15 protein-coding genes are annotated in these 17454 nt (G+C 70.3%); 13 read left to right on the forward strand and 2 right to left on the reverse strand.

Annotation, left to right across the window (positions count from 1 at the left end):
• The first annotated feature begins 101 nt into the window (after positions 1 to 101).
• The 5 genes from ACO0E1_RS14270 (at position 102) to ACO0E1_RS14290 (ending at position 6137) form a co-directional block, all read left to right on the forward strand.
• Positions 102 to 854, forward strand: coding sequence for an ABC transporter ATP-binding protein (locus tag ACO0E1_RS14270; RefSeq protein ID WP_422874799.1), 753 nt, complete (start codon positions 102 to 104; stop codon positions 852 to 854).
• The gene (locus tag ACO0E1_RS14275; RefSeq protein ID WP_422874800.1) at positions 851 to 2248 is read left to right on the forward strand and encodes an ABC transporter permease; all 1398 of its coding nucleotides are present in this window, start codon (positions 851 to 853) and stop codon (positions 2246 to 2248) included. Before ACO0E1_RS14270 ends, ACO0E1_RS14275 begins: the two co-directional genes overlap by 4 nt.
• Positions 2249 to 2428: 180 nt before the next feature.
• Positions 2429 to 4201, forward strand: a complete 1773-nt coding sequence (leuA, locus tag ACO0E1_RS14280; RefSeq protein WP_422874801.1) for a 2-isopropylmalate synthase — start codon at positions 2429 to 2431, stop codon at positions 4199 to 4201.
• A 290-nt stretch (positions 4202 to 4491) separates the two neighbouring features.
• Positions 4492 to 5343 (forward strand): DNA repair protein RecO, encoded by an 852-nt coding sequence (gene recO / locus ACO0E1_RS14285; protein ID WP_422874802.1) that lies wholly within the window; start codon positions 4492 to 4494, stop codon positions 5341 to 5343.
• Positions 5340 to 6137, forward strand: coding sequence for an isoprenyl transferase (locus ACO0E1_RS14290; protein WP_422874803.1), 798 nt, complete (start codon positions 5340 to 5342; stop codon positions 6135 to 6137). The genes recO and ACO0E1_RS14290 overlap by 4 nt, the downstream gene beginning before the upstream one ends.
• 18 nt (positions 6138 to 6155) lie before the next feature.
• On the opposite strand, the gene ACO0E1_RS14295 is transcribed toward ACO0E1_RS14290, so the two are convergent.
• A complete protein-coding gene (locus tag ACO0E1_RS14295; protein ID WP_422874804.1) occupies positions 6156 to 7094 on the reverse strand; it encodes a LysR family transcriptional regulator in 939 nt (312 codons plus the stop codon).
• Positions 7095 to 7165: 71 nt separating this feature from the next.
• On the opposite strand from ACO0E1_RS14295, the gene ACO0E1_RS14300 reads away from it, so the two are divergent.
• The 4 genes from ACO0E1_RS14300 (at position 7166) to ACO0E1_RS14315 (ending at position 10605) form a co-directional block, all read left to right on the forward strand.
• Positions 7166 to 8191, forward strand: coding sequence for an aminotransferase class V-fold PLP-dependent enzyme (locus ACO0E1_RS14300; RefSeq protein ID WP_422874805.1), 1026 nt, complete (start codon positions 7166 to 7168; stop codon positions 8189 to 8191).
• 61 nt (positions 8192 to 8252) lie between these two features.
• Entirely contained in the window at positions 8253 to 9638 is a 1386-nt protein-coding gene (locus ACO0E1_RS14305) for a glycine--tRNA ligase (RefSeq protein ID WP_422874806.1), read from the forward strand.
• 65 nt (positions 9639 to 9703) lie between these two features.
• Complete coding sequence (locus ACO0E1_RS14310) at positions 9704 to 10441, forward strand: DsbA family oxidoreductase (RefSeq protein ID WP_422874807.1); 738 nt, start codon at positions 9704 to 9706, stop codon at positions 10439 to 10441.
• Positions 10438 to 10605: a hypothetical protein gene (locus tag ACO0E1_RS14315; RefSeq protein ID WP_422874808.1), complete on the forward strand. Its 168-nt coding sequence runs from the start codon at positions 10438 to 10440 to the stop codon at positions 10603 to 10605. The genes ACO0E1_RS14310 and ACO0E1_RS14315 overlap by 4 nt, the downstream gene beginning before the upstream one ends.
• A 1-nt stretch (position 10606) precedes the next feature.
• Here the strand turns inward: ACO0E1_RS14315 and ACO0E1_RS14320 are convergent, their stop codons facing one another.
• On the reverse strand, positions 10607 to 11089 hold the full coding sequence (locus tag ACO0E1_RS14320; RefSeq protein ID WP_402728488.1) for an aminoacyl-tRNA deacylase: 483 nt from the start codon (positions 11087 to 11089) through the stop codon (positions 10607 to 10609).
• Between the two features lie 47 nt (positions 11090 to 11136).
• Between ACO0E1_RS14320 and dusB the strand changes: the two genes are divergently transcribed.
• The 4 genes from dusB to ACO0E1_RS14340 all read left to right on the forward strand — a co-directional run bounded on the left by dusB (position 11137) and on the right by ACO0E1_RS14340 (position 17420).
• Entirely contained in the window at positions 11137 to 12291 is a 1155-nt protein-coding gene (gene dusB / locus ACO0E1_RS14325) for a tRNA dihydrouridine synthase DusB (protein WP_422874809.1), read from the forward strand.
• The gene (locus ACO0E1_RS14330) at positions 12288 to 13568 is read left to right on the forward strand and encodes a deoxyguanosinetriphosphate triphosphohydrolase (RefSeq protein WP_422874810.1); all 1281 of its coding nucleotides are present in this window, start codon (positions 12288 to 12290) and stop codon (positions 13566 to 13568) included. Before dusB ends, ACO0E1_RS14330 begins: the two co-directional genes overlap by 4 nt.
• Positions 13569 to 13640: 72 nt before the next feature.
• Positions 13641 to 15533 (forward strand): DNA primase, encoded by a 1893-nt coding sequence (dnaG, locus tag ACO0E1_RS14335; protein WP_422874811.1) that lies wholly within the window; start codon positions 13641 to 13643, stop codon positions 15531 to 15533.
• Positions 15534 to 15785: 252 nt separating this feature from the next.
• A complete protein-coding gene (locus tag ACO0E1_RS14340) occupies positions 15786 to 17420 on the forward strand; it encodes an ABC transporter substrate-binding protein (protein ID WP_422874812.1) in 1635 nt (544 codons plus the stop codon).
• The last annotated feature ends 34 nt before the right edge of the window (positions 17421 to 17454 follow it).

A 17454-nucleotide genomic window follows, 5' to 3' on the forward strand; every position in this document is an offset into this window, starting at 1 on the left:
CCGGTGGGATGACCCGTCCACAGCACACGAAGCCGAGCGGACGATCCACAAGAGCCGACGGACCGACGCGAACCGAGCCTCCTGATCGTCAAGGTGGATGCATGACCACCAGCCACGCACCGATCATCCGCCTCGACCACGTGTCCAAGCACTACGGGGACGCCGCACGCCGGGTCACGGCGCTCGACGACGTCAGCGTCGACATCGGCGCCGGCGAGTTCACCGCGGTGATGGGCCCGTCCGGTTCCGGCAAGTCGACGCTCATGCACGTCGCAGCCGGGCTCGACACGGTCTCTGGCGGGCGCATCCACATCGACGGCACCGACATCACGCAGCTCGGCGACAAGGAGCTCACCGAACTCCGCCGACGTCGACTCGGGTTCGTCTTCCAGTCGTTCAACCTGGTCCCGACGCTCGACGTCGCCGAGAACATCCGGCTGCCGTTCCTGCTGGGTGGGCACAAGCCCTCCCAGCAGGAATCCGCGTGGATCGACCGGCTCGTCGAGATGCTCGGACTCGGCAATCGCCTGACCCACCGTCCGCACCAGCTGTCCGGCGGACAGCAGCAGCGGGTCGCGATCGCACGCGCGCTGGCATCGCGCCCCGCGGTGGTCGTCGCCGACGAACCGACCGGTGCCCTGGACTCCCGGACCGGGCGTGACGTGCTCGGCATCGTCCGCGGTGCCGTCGCGGAGTGGGGGCAGAGCGTCGTCATGGTGACCCACGACCCGGTCGCGGCCGCCAACGCCGACCGCATCCTGTTCCTCGCGGACGGCCGCATCGTGGGGGACCGCCCGGCGATGAGCGCCGCGGACATCTCCACCACCATGCTGGGGATGGAGGCCGCAGCGTGAACGCCCTCCGCGACTTCTCGCCCACCGTCCTGGTCGCCGCACTCGGGACCACGTTCGGCTCCGCGCTGGTGATCGCGCCGGGCATCGTCACCCAGGCGATGGCGGCCGCCGGCCTCGCCGACCTCGGACCGGTGAAGGCGATCCTCGACGTGATCGGCTGGTTGTTCCTCGGCATCGCGCTGTACGTCGGGGCGATCGTCACGGCGAACACCTGTGCCACCCTCATCGCCGGGCAGACTCGGATCCTCGCGCTGCAGCGTCTCGTGGGTGCCACCGGCGCGACGCTCCGCTCCCGCATCACCCGCGCCGGCCTCGTCGTGGGGGTCGTGGGCGGACTCGTCGGCGCGGTCGTCGGCACCGGGCTCAGTGCGCTGTTCGTCGCCGTCCTCCGGGGCAACGGGTTCCTGCCGGACACCACCTACACCCTCGTGCCGTGGCAGCTCGTGCTGCCGATCGTCGCGGTCGTGCTCGCGACCTGGGGCGCGTTCGCAGTGGGGTCCCGTCGGGTCCTGACGGTCACGCCGCTGCAGGCGCTGTCCTCGAGCGTCGAGCCGAGCCACGACGACGTCCGGTCCGGCACCGCGCGCAAGGTCTGGGCGATCTTGCTGATGGCCGGCGGCGGGGCGCTGATGGTGCTCGGGCTCGCCGTGAGCGGCGCGTCGCCCCTCGCGGTCCTGCCAGCTGCGCTCGGTGGGTTCGTGTCGTTCGCCGGGATCGCCGTCGGCGCGACGATCGTGATGCCGCCCGTCCTGGCGCTCATCGGCCGCTTCGGGGCCAAGGACCCGGTGGTGCTGCTCGCCGGCCGGAACGCGATGCGTGCGCCGGGTCGGTCGTCCCGGGCGACGATCGGACTCGTGATCGGCGTCACCCTGCTCGTCACCTTCGCCGTCGCGCTCGGGATGATGCAGCAGGTACTCGAGACACAGCTCCGCGGGCAGCTCCAGGGCGGGAGCCCGGAGCAGCTGCAGGGCATGCGCGACTTCTTCGTCCAGGTGAACGGCGTCGTCAGCGTCATCGTCGGCTTCTCCGCGGTGATCGCAGCGGTCGGTGTCGTCAACGCCCTCGCCCTCGGCGTGCTGCAGCGGCGTCGCGAACTCGGGCTGCTCCGTGTGCTCGGGCTGACCGGTGCGCAGGTGCGTCGGATGATCGTGACCGAGGCCGTGCAGATGGTCGTCGCGGCCGTCCTCACCGGGCTCGTGCTCGGGACCTTCTACGGGTGGGTCGGCGGTCAGACGCTGCTCGGGTCGCTCGGTCAGCCCGTCGGTCCGGTGCTCCCGCCGACCACGATCGTCATCGTGGTCGCCGGTGCGCTCGTCCTCGCGGTGGTGGCCACCGTCGCCCCCGTCCGGCGAGCCATGCGCGTCCCGCCGACCGAGGCGCTCGCGGTCGACTGACGGTGACGGTGGTGCGGAACCGACGCGTCACACGAGGCGGACCGGTGCTACGGTGAAGGAGCTATGTACTCGGCGCTCCTCCTCCTTCGCTGCCGCGACGAGGCCTGACACACCGGCCCACCTCGTCGCGGAGTCTCGTCGTCGGCCGACACCACCTGACGAACCGAAAGCGAACGACCGATGCAGAACACCCAGCGCCCCTCCGGGATGCCGATCCACAAGTACGTCCCGTTCCACGAGCAGATCTCCGTCGAGCTGCCGGACCGCACCTGGCCGACGAAGCGAATCGATCGCGCTCCGCGCTGGTGTGCCGTCGACCTGCGTGACGGCAACCAGGCCCTCATCGACCCGATGGACGCCGAGCGCAAGCGTGCGATGTTCGACCTGCTCGTGCGCATGGGCTACAAGGAGATCGAGGTCGGGTTCCCCAGCGCCTCGCAGACGGACTTCGACTTCGTCCGCAGCCTGATCGACGAGGGCGCGATCCCCGACGACGTCACGATCCAGGTCCTGACGCAGGCGCGCGAACACCTCATCCAGCGCACGTACGAGGCAATCGACGGCGCCAAGCAGGCCATCGTCCACCTGTACAACTCGACGTCGATCGTCCAGCGGGAGGTCGTCTTCCGCACGGACGTGCAGGGCGTCGTCGACATCGCGGTGGCCGGCGCGAAGCTCTGCAAGGCCGCCGAGGCGACGCTGCAGCACGACACGACGGTTTACTACGAGTACTCGCCGGAGTCCTACACGGGCACCGAGCTCGAGGTCGCGCTCGAGATCTGCAACGCCGTGCTCGCGGTCTTCGAGCCGACGCCCGACCGGAAGGTGATCATCAACCTGCCGGCCACGGTCGAGATGGCGACGCCGAACGTGTACGCCGACTCCATCGAGTGGATGTCCCGCCACCTCGCCCACCGGCAGGACGTGATCCTGTCGCTGCACCCGCACAACGACCGCGGCACGGCCGTCGCCGCCGCGGAGCTCGGGTACATGGCCGGTGCCGACCGCATCGAGGGGTGCCTGTTCGGCAACGGGGAGCGCACCGGCAACGTCGACCTGGTCGCCCTCGGCATGAACCTCTTCACGCAGGGCATCGACCCGGAGATCAGCTTCGCGGACATCGACCAGATCAAGCGCACGGTCGAGTACTGCAACCAGCTGCCCGTGCCGGAGCGCCAGCCGTGGGCCGGTGACCTCGTCTACACGGCGTTCAGCGGGTCGCACCAGGACGCGATCAACAAGGGCTTCGACGCCATGAAGGCCAAGGCGGCCGCAGCAGGGAAGAGCATCGACGACGTCGAGTGGGCGGTGCCGTACCTGCCCGTCGACCCGAAGGACATCGGCCGCTCCTACGAGGCCGTCATCCGCGTCAACTCGCAGTCCGGCAAGGGCGGGGTCGCGTACCTGCTCAAGACGGACCACGCGATCGATCTGCCCCGCAAGCTGCAGATCGAGTTCTCCGGCGTCGTGCAGCAGCGCACCGACACCGAGGGCGGCGAGTTCACCTCGGAGAAGATCTGGGACCTCTTCCGCGACGAGTACCTGCCCGCCGATGACGAGTCGGACAAGTGGGGCCGCTACGAGATCACGAAGACCGCGACCTCGAGCGACTTCGACGGCACCACGAAGCTCGCGGTCACGATGCGCGTCGACGAGGGATCCGTGGACGCCGATGCCGTCGGGACCGGCCCGATCGACGCGTTCCTGTCCGTCATGCGCGAGCAGGGCGTCGACGTCACGCTGTACGACTACTCGGAGCACACGATGAGCGCCTCCGGTGACGCGAAGGCAGCGTCGTACGTCGAGCTCGACGTCGACGGCGTGCGGCTCTGGGGCGTCGGGATCGACGCCGACATCGCGACCGCGTCGCTCAAGGCGATCGTGTCCGCCGTGAACCGTGCGGTCCGTGCGGCTGCCGCCGCCGGGGCTTCCCCGGAGCTCGTCTCCGCCTAGCCGGTCCGCCACCACGGCCGGGAGGCACGGTGCAGGTCCGCCCCGCACCGTGCCTCCCGGCCGTCGCGCGTTCCGGCCCATTGCGCGCGCAGTAGGAAGCCGAATCGCGCGTGGGAGGTGGAAACTTCCGACCGCCTACGCGCGATTCGACTTCCCACGCGCGGAAGGGCCCGCGGCACGCGCGGAAGGGCCCGCGGCACGCGCGGAAGGACCCGCGGCACGCGCGGCTCGACCCCGCGTGTCCGACCCCTGCGGCGCGCCGTGTCGGGGGCGCGGGGGATACTGGGGGCATGCCGCTGTACCGGGACGAGTGTGTCGTGCTCCGCACCCACAAGCTCGGCGAGGCGGACCGCATCGTCACGATGCTCAGCCGACAGCACGGCAAGATCCGCGCCGTGGCGAAGGGCGTCCGGCGCACCGCGTCGAAGTTCGGCTCCCGGCTGGAGCCGTTCATGGTCGTCGACGCCCAGTTCTACGAGGGGCGTTCGCTCGACATCGTGACCCAGGCGGAGTCGCTCGGGTCGTACGGCGCGCAGATCGTGGCGGACTACAGCGCGTACACGGCCGCCAGCGCGATGGTCGAGACCGCCGACCGACTGAGCGAAGCGGACGCCGGACTCCAGCAGTACCTGCTGCTCGTCGGAGCCCTCCGTTCCCTGTCACGCAGCGAGCACGTGCCGAGCGCGACGCTCGACTCGTACCTGCTCCGCGCGATGAGCATCGCCGGATGGGCGCCGTCGTTCTCGGACTGTGCGGTGACGGGGGAGCCCGGCCCGCACTCGGCGTTCGTCGTCCAGCTCGGCGGGGTCGTCGCCGACGGGGCCGCGCCTCCCGGCTCGCCCCGGCTCGACCACACCACGCTGTCGATCCTCGGCTCGCTGCTCGCGGGGGACTGGCGCACGGTCGACGCCGCCGACGAGCGGAGCAGGTCCCGGGCCTCCGGCGTGGTCGCGGCCTACGCCCAGTGGCACCTGGAACGATCGCTGAAGTCCTTGCCGCACGTCGACCGCACCGAGCACCCCGTGCCGGTGCCGACCACGCACGGCGGACCGGAAGCGACGGCAAGGGCGGTCGCGACCGTCCCGGCACCCCCGCCACCGACACCCGACCCCAGCGCCCCCGAAGGGACCCGCACCGCATGAGCCCCCGTCGTTCCGCCGAACCGGAGCCCTTCAAGCCGATCGACTGGACCGGCGAGACGCCTCCGGCGATCCCCCCACGGTTCGTCCCGGAGCACGTGGCGATCGTGATGGACGGCAACGGTCGGTGGGCGAACGGCCGTGGACTCACACGCATCGAGGGGCACAAGGCCGGCGAGGCCTCGCTGCTCGACGTCGTCGCCGGCGGGATCCAGATCGGCGTCAAGCACATCTCGGCGTACGCGTTCTCGACGGAGAACTGGAAGCGCTCCCCGGAGGAGGTCCGGTTCCTGATGGGCTTCAACCGTGACGTCATCCGCCGCCGTCGGGACCAGCTGCACGAGTGGGGCGTTCGCGTCCGCTGGGCCGGACGGCGCCCACGGCTCTGGCGCAGCGTCATCGAGGAACTCGAGACCGCCGAGCGGATGACCGCGGGCAACGACGTGCTGACCCTGACGATGTGCGTCAACTACGGCGGCCGCAACGAGATCGCCGACGCGGTCCGGTCGCTCGCCGAGGACGTCGCAGCCGGTCGCCTCAAGCCGAGCCAGGTGACCGAGAAGGCCCTCGCGAAGCGTCTGTACGTGCCGGAGATGCCCGACGTCGACCTGTTCCTCCGGAGTTCGGGCGAGCAGCGCACCAGCAACTTCCTGCTGTGGCAGTCCGCCTACGCCGAGATGGTGTTCCTCGACCGCCTCTGGCCCGACTTCCGCCGCAGCGACCTCTGGGGTGCGATCGAGGAGTACGCGAGTCGTGACCGTCGGTACGGCGGCGCCGTGGACGCCCCGACCGCCTAGCGGGGCACGCGGAACGCGTCAGGCCAGCAACGGTTCCGCCGCACGCACCGCGTCGAGCGCCGCTCGGACACTCGGCACCCGCTCGGCCCCGCGCGCGACGACGACCTCGACCCGCCGAGCGAGCTCGTCGTCGACGGGGTCGATCGACACCCCGGACGGGATCACCGTCGTCGCGAGCGCCAGTCGGGGGAGGAGCGCCACCCCGAGTCCGGCAGCGACGAGGCCCACCACCGCCGCGGCGTTGTCGGTCTCGAGCACGATGTCCGGCGTGAACCCGGCGCTCGCGCACGAGGCGAGCAGGTGCCCACGGCAGCGCGGGCACCCGCCGATCCACCGCGCACCACGCAGGGAGGCGAGATCGACCGCGACGGAACCGGCGACGGCACCGGCCGAGCCGGCGTGGCGGGCCTGCCCCGAGCCTCCCGACCGGACCAGCGCGAGCGGGTCCCGCCCGATCGCCCGCGTGACCAGCGCGGCATCGGTCGCGACGTCGTCACCCACGTACGTGAACGTCAGCGCGACGTCGACCTCGCCCCGCCGGACCAGCTCGAGCGCCTCAGGGGGCTCGACCTCGACGTAGGACGTCGTGACACCGGGGACCGCGGCCGCCATCGACGCGAGCACTGCGGGCACCAGTGTCGACGAGGCGCTCGGGAAGCCCGCGATCCGGACGCGTCCGCGGGCGAGCCCCCCGACGGCGTCGAGGTCCTCCTGCGCAGCGGTCAGGGCGGCCTGCACGTGCAGCGCGTGGTCGGCCAGCACCTGTCCCGCCTCGGTCAGGGTCACGCCGCGAGCGCCCCGGAGCAGCAGCGCATGTCCGAGTCGCTGTTCGGCCCGCTGCAGGAGCTGGCTGACGGCGGGCTGGCTGTACCCGAGTGTGGCGGCGGCGCCGGTGATCGACCCGGCGTCGGCGACGGCTCGGAGCGCGCGGAGCAGCTGCGGGTCGAGATCGTCCATAACGCAATGCTATGGCGAAGCAAACAGACCTGCCCTGGTGTGATGGATCGTCGCGCACGAGCATGATCGGCATGGACTCCTTCGTCGACGGCCACGGCTACCTCGCCGCCTGCACCGCCGGGCTCCCGACACGGGGGACCCTCGCGGCGATGCGCGCCGACCTCGACGAGTGGGGTGCCGGCGGATCGAGTCCGATCCGGTACGGCGAGCTCGTCGAGGAGGGGCGAGCCCTGTTCGCGCAGATCGTCGGCGTCGATGCCAGCCGGGTCGCGACCGGCTCGCAGACCTCCGCGATGACCGCGGTCGTCGCGTCATCGCTGCCGGACGGCGCCGAGGTCCTCGTCCCGGAGGGGGACTTCAGCTCCATCGTCTTCCCGTTCCTCGCACAGGCGTACCGCGGGATCCACGTCCGGAGCGTCCCGCTCGCATCGCTGGCGGCGGCCGTCACCCACGACACCGCACTCGTCGCGTGGTCTGCGGTGCAGTCGGCGACCGGCGCGGTCGCGGACAACGACGCCGTCGTGGCCGCCGCCCGTTCCGTCGGTGCGCGGACCCTCTGCGACCTCACCCAGGCTGCGGGGATCCTGCCGATCTCGGCCGCACCGTTCGACGTCACCGTCACCCACGCCTACAAGTGGCTCTGCGCGCCGCGCGGCGTCGCGTTCATGACGGTGGCGGCCGTCGCCCAGGAGTGGCTCCGCCCGGTCCAGGCCGGCTGGTACGCGGGCGAGGACGTCTGGTCCTCCTGCTACGGCCCCGCGATGCGGCTCGCCGACGACGCCCGCCGGTTCGACGTGTCGCCGGCATGGCAGGCCTGGCCAGGTGCGGTCGCCGCCCTGCGGCACGTCGCGTCGCTCGACATGGACACGGTCTGGAGGCACGGCACCGGTCTCGCGGACCAGCTGGCGGCCCGCCTCGGGGTCGCCGGGCAGTCGCAGGCCGTGATGACGGTGCCGGATCCGTCCGGCGCCGGGTTGGCGGCGCTGACCGCTGCGGGGATCACGGCATCCGGCAGGGCCGGACGACTCCGGCTCGCGTTCCACCACTGGAACGACGAGTCGGACGTGGACGCAGTGGCGGCGGTGCTGGGCCGTTAGTCTTGCCCGGTACGTTTCTCACGAACCGGGCACCCAGCTCGGCGACCTTACGGAGTTCTCCTTGGCTCAGCCCTCCCGTCTCGACTCGGTCATCGCCCTCGCCAAAGGCCGTGGGTTCGTCTTCCAGTCGGGTGAGATCTACGGCGGATCCCGCTCCGCTTGGGACTACGGGCCCCTCGGCGTCGAGCTGAAGGAGAACATCAAGCGCCAGTGGTGGCAGCGGTTCGTCCGCGGCCGCGGCGACATGGTCGGTCTCGACTCCGCCGTGATCCTGCCCCGTAAGGTGTGGGAGGCCTCCGGCCACGTCGCGACCTTCACCGACCCGCTCGTCGAGTGCCTGCACTGCCACCACCGCTTCCGCGAGGACCACCTGATCGAGGCCTTCGAGGCCAAGAAGAACCGTGCACCAGAGGGCGGCATGGCCGAGATCGCCTGCCCGAACTGCGGGACCCGCGGTCAGTGGACGGAGCCCCGCGAGTTCTCCGGGATGCTGAAGACCTACCTCGGCCCGGTCGAGTCCGAGGAGGGGCTGAACTTCCTCCGTCCCGAGACGGCGCAGGGCATCTTCACCGACTTCGCGCAGGTCGTCACGACCAGCCGCATGAAGCCCCCGTTCGGCATCGGTCAGGTCGGCAAGGCGTTCCGCAACGAGATCACGCCCGGGAACTTCATCTTCCGGACCCGCGAGTTCGAGCAGATGGAGATCGAGTACTTCGTCCCGCCGGCCGACGCCGAGACCCACTACGAGCAGTGGATCGCGGACTCGATCGCCTGGTACACGGACCTCGGCATCGACCCCGAGAACCTCCGTCGCTTCGACGTGCCGGACGGCGAGCGTGCGCACTACTCCGACGCCACCGCGGACATCGAGTACCGCTTCGGGTTCCAGGGCTCGGAGTGGGGCGAGCTGATGGGTGTCGCGAACCGCACCGACTTCGACCTCAACAACCACATCGAGTCCTCCGGCAAGGACCTCCGGTACTTCGACCAGGCCGCGAACGAGAAGTACGTCCCGTACGTCATCGAGCCGTCCTTCGGCCTGACGCGCGCGCTCATGGCGTTCCTGCTCGACGCGTACTACGAGGACGAGGCGCCGAACGCGAAGGGCGGCGTCGACAAGCGCACGGTCCTCCGCCTCGACCCGCGCCTCGCCCCGGTCAAGGCCGCGGTCCTGCCGCTGTCCCGCAACGAGCAGCTCTCGCCGGTCGCCCGCGGGCTCGCCGACGACCTGCGCAAGAACTGGAACGTCGACTTCGACGACGCCGGGGCGATCGGCCGCCGCTACCGTCGCCACGACGAGATCGGCACGCCGTTCTGCATCACGGTCGACTTCGACACGCTGGAGGACGAGGCCGTCACCGTCCGCGAACGGGACACCATGGCGCAGGAACGGGTCGCCCTCGACCAGCTGCAGGGCTACCTCGCGCAGCGCCTGGTCGGCGCATAGGGACCAGTACCACTGACGCGGTCGACTCCGGGAATGCTCCGGAGTCGGCCGCGTTGTCGTTCAGCATGAGCAACGACAGCGTGAAGGTCGATGTCTGGTCCGACATCGCGTGCCCCTGGTGTTACATCGGCAAGCGGAAGTTCGAAGCGGGCGTCAACGCATTCGGTGCCGGACCCGATGGGCACAGCGTCGAGGTCGAGTACCACTCCTTCGAACTGAGCCCGGACACCCCGGTGGACTTCGAGGGCACCGAGGCCGAGTTCCTCTCCCGACACAAGGGCATGCCCGTCGACCAGGCGCAGCAGATGCTCGACCAGGTCACCGGGATCGCCGCGTCCGTCGGGCTCGACTACGACTTCGACTCGATGCACCACACCAACACCGTGAAGGCGCACCAGGTCATCCACCTGGCGAAGCAGCACGGCAAGCAGCTCGAGATGGTGGAGCGGCTCTTCGCGGCGTACTTCGAACGCGGGGAGCACGTCGGACAGGAGTCCTCGTTGGCCGACCTGGCCGCCGAGGTCGGGCTCGACCGTGACGAGGTGCTGGCGACCCTGCGCGACGACGCCAAGCTCGCCGACGTCCGTGCCGACCAGGCGCAGGCCCAGGCGTACGGCATCAACGGCGTGCCGTTCTTCGTGATCGACGGCAAGTACGGCGTCTCCGGCGCGCAGGACCCCGCGGCCTTCGAGCAGGTGCTCCGCCAGGTCGTCGCGCTGCGGACGTCGACGCCGGAGGAGGTGGCCGCGGCGGCCGAGCGTGCTGCGGACGACGCGAGCGCGGACGTGGAGGCGACCCGATGACGGACCTCGACGTGCGCTCGCAGGCCGCGCCGAGCCTCCAGGCCGTGCCGGGGCTGCAGGCCGTGCCGGGGCTGCAGCCCCTGCTGGCGGACGCCGTGGTGTGCGACGGTGACTCGTGCTTGGTCCCCGGTGCCGAGGGCGACTGGTCAGAGGTACCCGACTAGCTCAGCGCTGGGGTTCCTCGTCGGTGATGTCGGCGACCGTCGCGCCGTAGGCCGCGATCAGGTCGTCGGCGTCCACGAACGCGCTCGCACCGTGGCGGCCGGCGCCGAGTGCGACGCGACGGCCGACGATGCGTTCGTCGGCGAAGACCGGCAGGTCGCCCGTCGCGCCGATCGGGGTGATCGTGCCGCGTTCGTATCCGGACGCCTGCAGCGCGGTCGCGGCGTCGGGCATCGAGAGCTTGTTCACGCCGACGAGCGCGCGGAGCTTCTTCCACGCGATGCTCCGGCCGCCGGGGACGAGTGCGAGGACGAAGTCGCCGTCGTGGCGCTTGACGACGAGGGTCTTGACGATGTCGCCCGGGGTGATGCCGAGCAGGTCTGCCGCCTCGGCGAGGGAGTTCGCGGCCGGGCGTTCGACCACCTCGACCCGGAGTCCGCGGGCTGCGGCGTCGGCGTCGAATCGGGCGATGGCATCGGTCGTCATGTGGAGAACGCTACCGGCGCGCGCCGACGTGGGAGAATGGAGCCCGTATGACGATCACACAAGCCCCCCGGAAGCCCCTGCGCATCGGCCCGATCGAGGTCGACGTGCCCGTCGTGCTCGCGCCGATGGCGGGCATCACGAACATGGCGTACCGCCGGCTCTGTCGTGAGTACGGAGCCGGGCTGTACGTCTGCGAGATGATCACCTCCCGTGCCCTCGTCGAGCGCACGCCGGTGTCGATGCAGCTCATCCAGCACCACGAGTCCGAGACCCCTCGGTCCATCCAGCTCTACGGCGTCGAGCCGAACACCGTGGCCGAAGCGGCGACGATCCTGGTGGGTGAGGACCGTGCCGACCACATCGACCTGAACTTCGGGTGCCCGGTGCCGAAGGTCACGCGCAAGGGCGGGGGCGCGGCGCTGCCGTGGAAGACCGAGCTGTTCAAGGAGCTCGTCACCAAGACCGTCCGTGCCGCCGGTGACGTCCCGGTCACCGTGAAGATGCGCAAGGGCATCGACGCCGACCACCTCACCTACATCGACGCCGCCCGCATCGCGCGCGACGCCGGTGTCGCCGCGGTCTCGCTGCACGCCCGCACCGCGAACGAGCACTACTCCGGCGAAGCCGACTGGTCGGCGATCGCGACGCTCAAGGAAGCCGTCACCGACATCCCGGTCCTCGGCAACGGCGACATCTGGTCCGCTGCCGACGCGCTCCGCATGGTCGACGAGACCGGCTGCGACGGTGTCGTCGTCGGGCGTGGGTGCCTCGGCCGGCCGTGGCTGTTCGGTGACCTCGCGGCGGCGTTCCGCGGCGAGGGCCTCCGGTACATGCCGTCCCTCGGGGAGGTCGCGGTCGGGTTCCGTCGGCACGCCGAACTGCTCGTCGAGTTCTTCGGGTCCGAAGAGCACGGATGCCGGGACATCCGGAAGCACGTCGCCTGGTACTTCAAGGGGTACCCGATCGGCGGTGACGTCCGGTCCGGGCTCGCGATGGCGTCCCGCCTGCAGGAGATCGACGACCTGCTCGGACAGCTCGACCACGACGCGCCGTACCCGGGTGCCGACGCCGAAGGTCCCCGTGGTCGCGCCGGACACCCCAAGCGCACGGCCCTGCCCGACCGCTGGCTCGAGAGCCGCGACGTCGACGCCGAGTTCCGCAAGGTCCTCGCCGCCGCCGAGCTGCACCACAGCGGCGGATGAGCGCCACGAGCTCGTACGGGCCGGCCGACGCGGAACGCTGGCTGCCCGAGGAACACGGCAACCGCCGCAGCGACTTCGCCCGTGACCGCGCCCGGCTGCTGCACTCCAGTGCGCTCCGCCGACTCGCGGCCAAGACCCAGGTGCTGAGCCCGACGACCGGTCTCGACTTCGCCCGCAACCGCCTGACGCACTCGCTCGAGGTCGCGCAGGTCGGGCGGGAACTCGCCGACTCACTCGGCCTCGACCCGGACGTCGTGGACACCGCCTGCCTGGCGCACGACATCGGCCACCCGCCCTTCGGCCACAACGGCGAGACCGCCGTGAACGCCTGGGCCGCCGGCATCGGTGGCTTCGAGGGGAACGCACAGACCCTCCGGTTGCTGACCCGACTCGAGCCGAAGGTCTACGGCGACGACGACCGTGCGTACGGCCTGAACCTCACCAGGGCCTCACTCGACGCCTCGTGCAAGTATCCGTGGCCGGCGTCCCAGGGTGTCGCCGAGTCGTCGTCCGGACGCACCAAGTTCGGCTTCTACGACGACGACCACGACGCCTTCGAGTGGCTCCGAGCGGGCGCTCCCCGTCGGCAGCGCTGCATCGAGGCGCAGGTGATGGACCTGTCCGACGACATCGCGTACTCCGTGCACGACTTCGAGGACGCCGTCGTCGCCGGGTTCATCGACGTCGCCGCGCTGGGGGACCGCGTCGGCGAGAACGACATCGTGTCCGCCATGCACGCCTGGGTGGGGGACGACCTCAGTCGCGACGAGCTGCTCGAGGCGTTCGACCGACTGCGATCGCTGCCGCTGTGGATGACCTCGTACGACGGCTCCCGGCGGGACGCCGCCCGCCTGAAGAACCTGACCTCGCAGCTCATCGGTCGGTTCGCCAGGACGGCCACCACGGCGACCCGCCAGGCGTACGCGTCCGGCTCGCTCGTCCGGTTCGCCGCGTCGGTGGTCACGCCGCCGGAGATCATCGGCGAGATCGCCGTGCTCAAGGGGATCGTCGCCGCGTTCGTGATGACCCACGGCGACCGGCAGCCCGTGTACGAGGACCAGCGGCGGATCCTCACCGAGCTGCTCGACGCGATCGCCGACCGTGGCGTGTCCGCGCTCGAGCCGGGCTTCGCCGCCGACTGGCGTGGTGCGCGTGACGACGCTGCACGACTGCGTGCCGTCGTCGACCAGGTCGCGAGCCTGACCGACCAGGGCGCACTGGCATGGCACCGGCGTCTCGTCGTCGGCGATCGGGAAGCCGTCCACATCCCCGTCTGAGCGGTCCGTGCGGCTGTGCACGGCTCGTGCTGCGCGGTCGGCGCGGTCGGTCCGGCGAACTAGGATCGAGGGGTGGCTGGACTCATCGCGCGGAACGACATCGACGAGGTCCGCGCACGCGTGAACATCGCCGACGTCGTCGGTGACTACGTCACGCTCAAGTCCGCCGGCGTCGGGTCGTTGAAGGGGCTCTGCCCGTTCCACGACGAGCGCTCTCCCTCGTTCCACGTCCGCCCGCAGGTGGGTCGCTACCACTGCTTCGGGTGTGGAGAGGACGGCGACGTCTTCAGCTTCATCATGAAGCAGGACCACACCACGTTCTCCGAAGCAGTCGAGCGGATGGCCGCCAAGATCGGCTTCACCCTCCACTACGAAGAGGGCGACGGGCCGCGGACCGACTACAACACGCGTGCCCGGTTGATCGCCGCGAACGAAGCAGCGCAGCAGTTCTACGTCGCCCAGCTCACGACCCCGCAGGCCGACCCGGCCCGGCGGTTCCTGGGGGAGCGCGGCTTCGACCCGTCCGCCGCGCAGCACTTCGGCGTCGGGTTCGCCCCGAAGTCCTACGACGCGCTCAAGGACCACCTCAAGGGCCGCGGCTTCACGACGGAAGAGCTCATCTCCGCCGGGCTCGTCGGCCAGGGCGACCGTTCACCGTACGACCGCTTCCGCGGGCGCCTGATGTGGCCGATCCGCGACGTCACGGGTGCCACGATCGGGTTCGGTGCCCGTCGGCTCCTGGACGACGACAAGGGCCCGAAGTACCTGAACACCCCCGAGACCCCGATCTACCACAAGAGCCAGGTGCTCTACGGGCTCGACCTCGCCCGGCGCGACATCTCGAAGCAGAAGCAGGTCGTCATCGTCGAGGGCTACACCGATGTCATGGCGTGCCACCTCGCCGGGGTGACGACCGCCGTCGCGACCTGCGGTACCTCGTTCGGCGTCGACCACATCAAGGTCCTGCGCCCGATGCTCGGCGACGTCAGCGGTGCCGACCCGAACGCCAACGGGGAGGTCGTCTTCACGTTCGACCCGGACGAAGCCGGGCAGCGGGCGGCGTCCCGCGCCTTCGCCGAGGAACAGCGGTTCGCCGCGCAGACCTTCGTCGCGGTGGCACCGGGTGGCCTCGACCCGTGCGACCTCCGGCTGGCCCGCGGCGACGACGCGATCCGGCGGCTCGTCACGAACAAGCGGCCGATGTTCGAGTTCATGATCCGGCGGACGCTCGACGGGCACGACCTCGAGACGGTGGAGGGCCGGGTCGCTGCCCTGCGTTCTGCGGCACCGGTCCTCGCCGGCATCCGGGACCGCTCGTTGACGCAGGGCTACGTCCGCGAGCTCGCGGGGTGGCTCGGCATGGAGATGGGCGACGTGCGACGGGCGGTGGAGGGTGCTCGTTCCCGGTCCTCGTCCTCCGTGCCCGTCGGCCAGGCCGGACCCGGTGGGCAGATGGTCGCGCCGCTCGACGAGCCCGTCGCCGGGATCCGATCGCTCCCGAACGACCCGATCACCCGCATGGAGCGCGACGCCGTGATGGCGATGGTGCAGCAGCCGACGTCGGTCGGTGCACCGCTGCTCGGACTCGCGGCCGCTGCGACGTTCTCCGCTCCGATGCTCGCCGTCGTCCGTGACGCCGTGGTCGCGAACGTCGACTCGCTCGGACGGCCGGACTGGCTGGACCGCCTGACCGCCGACGTGCCCGCTCCGGTCCGGGGTCTCGTGTCGGAGCTCGCGCTCGCCCCGATCCCCGCCCGCAACGACGAGGACCTGGCGATCTACTGCCGGGGGATCGTCGTGGCCCTGATCGAGCGTGACCTCCTCGCGCGCAAGGCGTCGCTGCTCGGGCAGCTCCAGCGCGCCGACCCGAACGAGAACGCCGATCGACGCGGCGAGATCCAGCGCCAGCTCGTCGACATCGACGCGCAGCGCATGCGGCTCCGCGCCGACGCCGACCCCGCCTGACCCGCCGAGGCCGCCCGACCCGCCGCGCAAGGCAGTGTTGCGATGCGCAACTTTCCTGCGCGGCGCGCCGCGTCCGACGAACGGATGATGCGGCATGCGCAGCACTCCTGCGTTACAGCGGTGTAAAAAAACCGGCCCCGCCGGAAGAAGTTCCATGGCAGGGTGTCTCTCAATGAGTGTCCCGGGACGGTACACAGCGGTTCCACCACCGATCCCGGGGCTCCTGCAACCAACAGCAGAGAGGCATCGGACATGGCATCCGTGTTCAAGAAGCGCACAGCCACGTGGGGCAAGCGCACGATCGCGCTCGGCGCGGGAGCAGCAGCGACGGCGCTGGTGCTGACCGGCTGCGCGGGCGGCAGCAGCGGCTCGTCCACCGACCTGAACGGCCTGATCATCGGCACGACCGACTCGATCACGTCGCTCGACCCGGCGGGCTCCTACGACAACGGCTCGTTCGCCGTGCAGAACCAGGTGTTCCCGTTCCTCATGAACACCCCGGTCGGCAGCCCGGACGTCAAGCCGGACATCGCGACCAAGGGCGAGTTCACGGACCCGACGACCTACACGGTCACGCTCAAGAAGGGGCTCGAGTTCGCGAACGGCAACAAGCTCACCTCGAGCGACGTGAAGTTCTCGTTCAACCGTGAACTGAAGATCAACAACGAGAACGGCCCGCAGTCGCTGCTCGCGAACCTCAAGAGCATCGACACGCCGAACGCCACGACCGTGGTGTTCCACCTGGACCACGCGGACCAGACCTGGCCGCAGGTCCTGTCGAGCCCCGCCGGCCCGATCGTCGACGAAGACGTCTTCTCGGCCGACAAGCTCACCCCCGCTGCGGACATCGTCAAGGGCAAGGCGTTCGCGGGCCAGTACGAGATCACCTCGTACAAGGAGAACCAGCTCATCCAGTACAAGGCCAACGCCAAGTACGACGGGCTGCTCGGCAAGGCGAAGACGGACGAGGTGACGGCCAACTACTACACGAAGGAGACCGACCTCAAGCTCGCCGTGCAGAAGGGCGACGTCGACGTGGCGTACCGCTCGCTGACGCCGACCGACATCGCCTCGCTCCGCAAGGACGACAAGCTGACGGTCACCGACGGCCCCGGCGGCGAGATCCGCTACCTGGTCTTCAACTTCAAGTCGCAGCCCTTCGGGACCGGCCAGTCCGACTCCGACGAGGCGAAGGCCCTCGCCGTGCGGCAGGCCGTGGCGGACGTCGTCGATCGCGACGCGCTCGCCAAGGAGGTCTACAACAACACGTACACGCCGCTGTACTCGATGGTGCCGGACGGCCTCACGGGTGCCGCGACGCCGTTCAAGTCGATGTACGGCGACGGCAACGGCGCGCCGGACGTGGACAAGGCGAAGAAGACCCTCGCCGATGCGGGTGTCGACGGCAAGATCCAGCTCGACATCCAGTACGCGCCCGACCACTACGGTTCGGCGTCGGACGACGAGTACGCCCTGCTGAAGACGCAGCTCGAGAAGTCGGGCCTGTTCACCGTGAACATCCAGTCGACGGTCTACACGACCTACGCCCAGGAGCGCACGAAGGACTCCTACCCGGAGTACCAGCTCGGCTGGTTCCCGGACTTCTCGGACGCCGACAACTACCTGTCGCCGTTCTTCACGAAGGACAACTTCGTGCAGAACCACTACGACGACCCGACGATCCAGGACCTCATCGCGAAGGAGCAGGCCGAGTCCGACCCGGCCAAGCGCGCTGACCTGATCGAGCAGGCGCAGGAGCGCGAGGCGACGCAGATCTCGACGCTGCCGCTCCTGCAGGGCAAGTCCGTCGCGGTCGCGTCGAAGGACGTCAAGGGCCTCAAGCTCGACGCGTCGTTCAAGTTCCGCTACGCAACGCTGAGCAAGTAAGCACCACCCCGAAGGGGGCGTTCCGCAGGCCGGA

The sequence above is a fragment of the Curtobacterium guangdongense genome, from assembly GCF_049341845.1.
GTDB classification, from domain to species: domain Bacteria; phylum Actinomycetota; class Actinomycetes; order Actinomycetales; family Microbacteriaceae; genus Curtobacterium; species Curtobacterium guangdongense.

What these genes read in the sequence shown, in the direction of transcription:
- ACO0E1_RS14270 (WP_422874799.1), top strand. Translation starts at nt 102, where the DNA reads ATGACCACCAGCCACGCACCGATCATCCGCCTCGACCACGTGTCCAAG.
- leuA (WP_422874801.1), top strand. Translation starts at nt 2,429, where the DNA reads ATGCAGAACACCCAGCGCCCCTCCGGGATGCCGATCCACAAGTACGTC.
- recO (WP_422874802.1), top strand. Translation starts at nt 4,492, where the DNA reads ATGCCGCTGTACCGGGACGAGTGTGTCGTGCTCCGCACCCACAAGCTC.
- ACO0E1_RS14290 (WP_422874803.1), top strand. Translation starts at nt 5,340, where the DNA reads ATGAGCCCCCGTCGTTCCGCCGAACCGGAGCCCTTCAAGCCGATCGAC.
- ACO0E1_RS14295 (WP_422874804.1), bottom strand. Translation starts at nt 7,094, where the DNA reads ATGGACGATCTCGACCCGCAGCTGCTCCGCGCGCTCCGAGCCGTCGCC.
- ACO0E1_RS14300 (WP_422874805.1), top strand. Translation starts at nt 7,166, where the DNA reads ATGGACTCCTTCGTCGACGGCCACGGCTACCTCGCCGCCTGCACCGCC.
- ACO0E1_RS14310 (WP_422874807.1), top strand. Translation starts at nt 9,704, where the DNA reads ATGAGCAACGACAGCGTGAAGGTCGATGTCTGGTCCGACATCGCGTGC.
- ACO0E1_RS14315 (WP_422874808.1), top strand. Translation starts at nt 10,438, where the DNA reads ATGACGGACCTCGACGTGCGCTCGCAGGCCGCGCCGAGCCTCCAGGCC.
- ACO0E1_RS14320 (WP_402728488.1), bottom strand. Translation starts at nt 11,089, where the DNA reads ATGACGACCGATGCCATCGCCCGATTCGACGCCGACGCCGCAGCCCGC.
- dusB (WP_422874809.1), top strand. Translation starts at nt 11,137, where the DNA reads ATGACGATCACACAAGCCCCCCGGAAGCCCCTGCGCATCGGCCCGATC.
- ACO0E1_RS14330 (WP_422874810.1), top strand. Translation starts at nt 12,288, where the DNA reads ATGAGCGCCACGAGCTCGTACGGGCCGGCCGACGCGGAACGCTGGCTG.
- ACO0E1_RS14340 (WP_422874812.1), top strand. Translation starts at nt 15,786, where the DNA reads ATGGCATCCGTGTTCAAGAAGCGCACAGCCACGTGGGGCAAGCGCACG.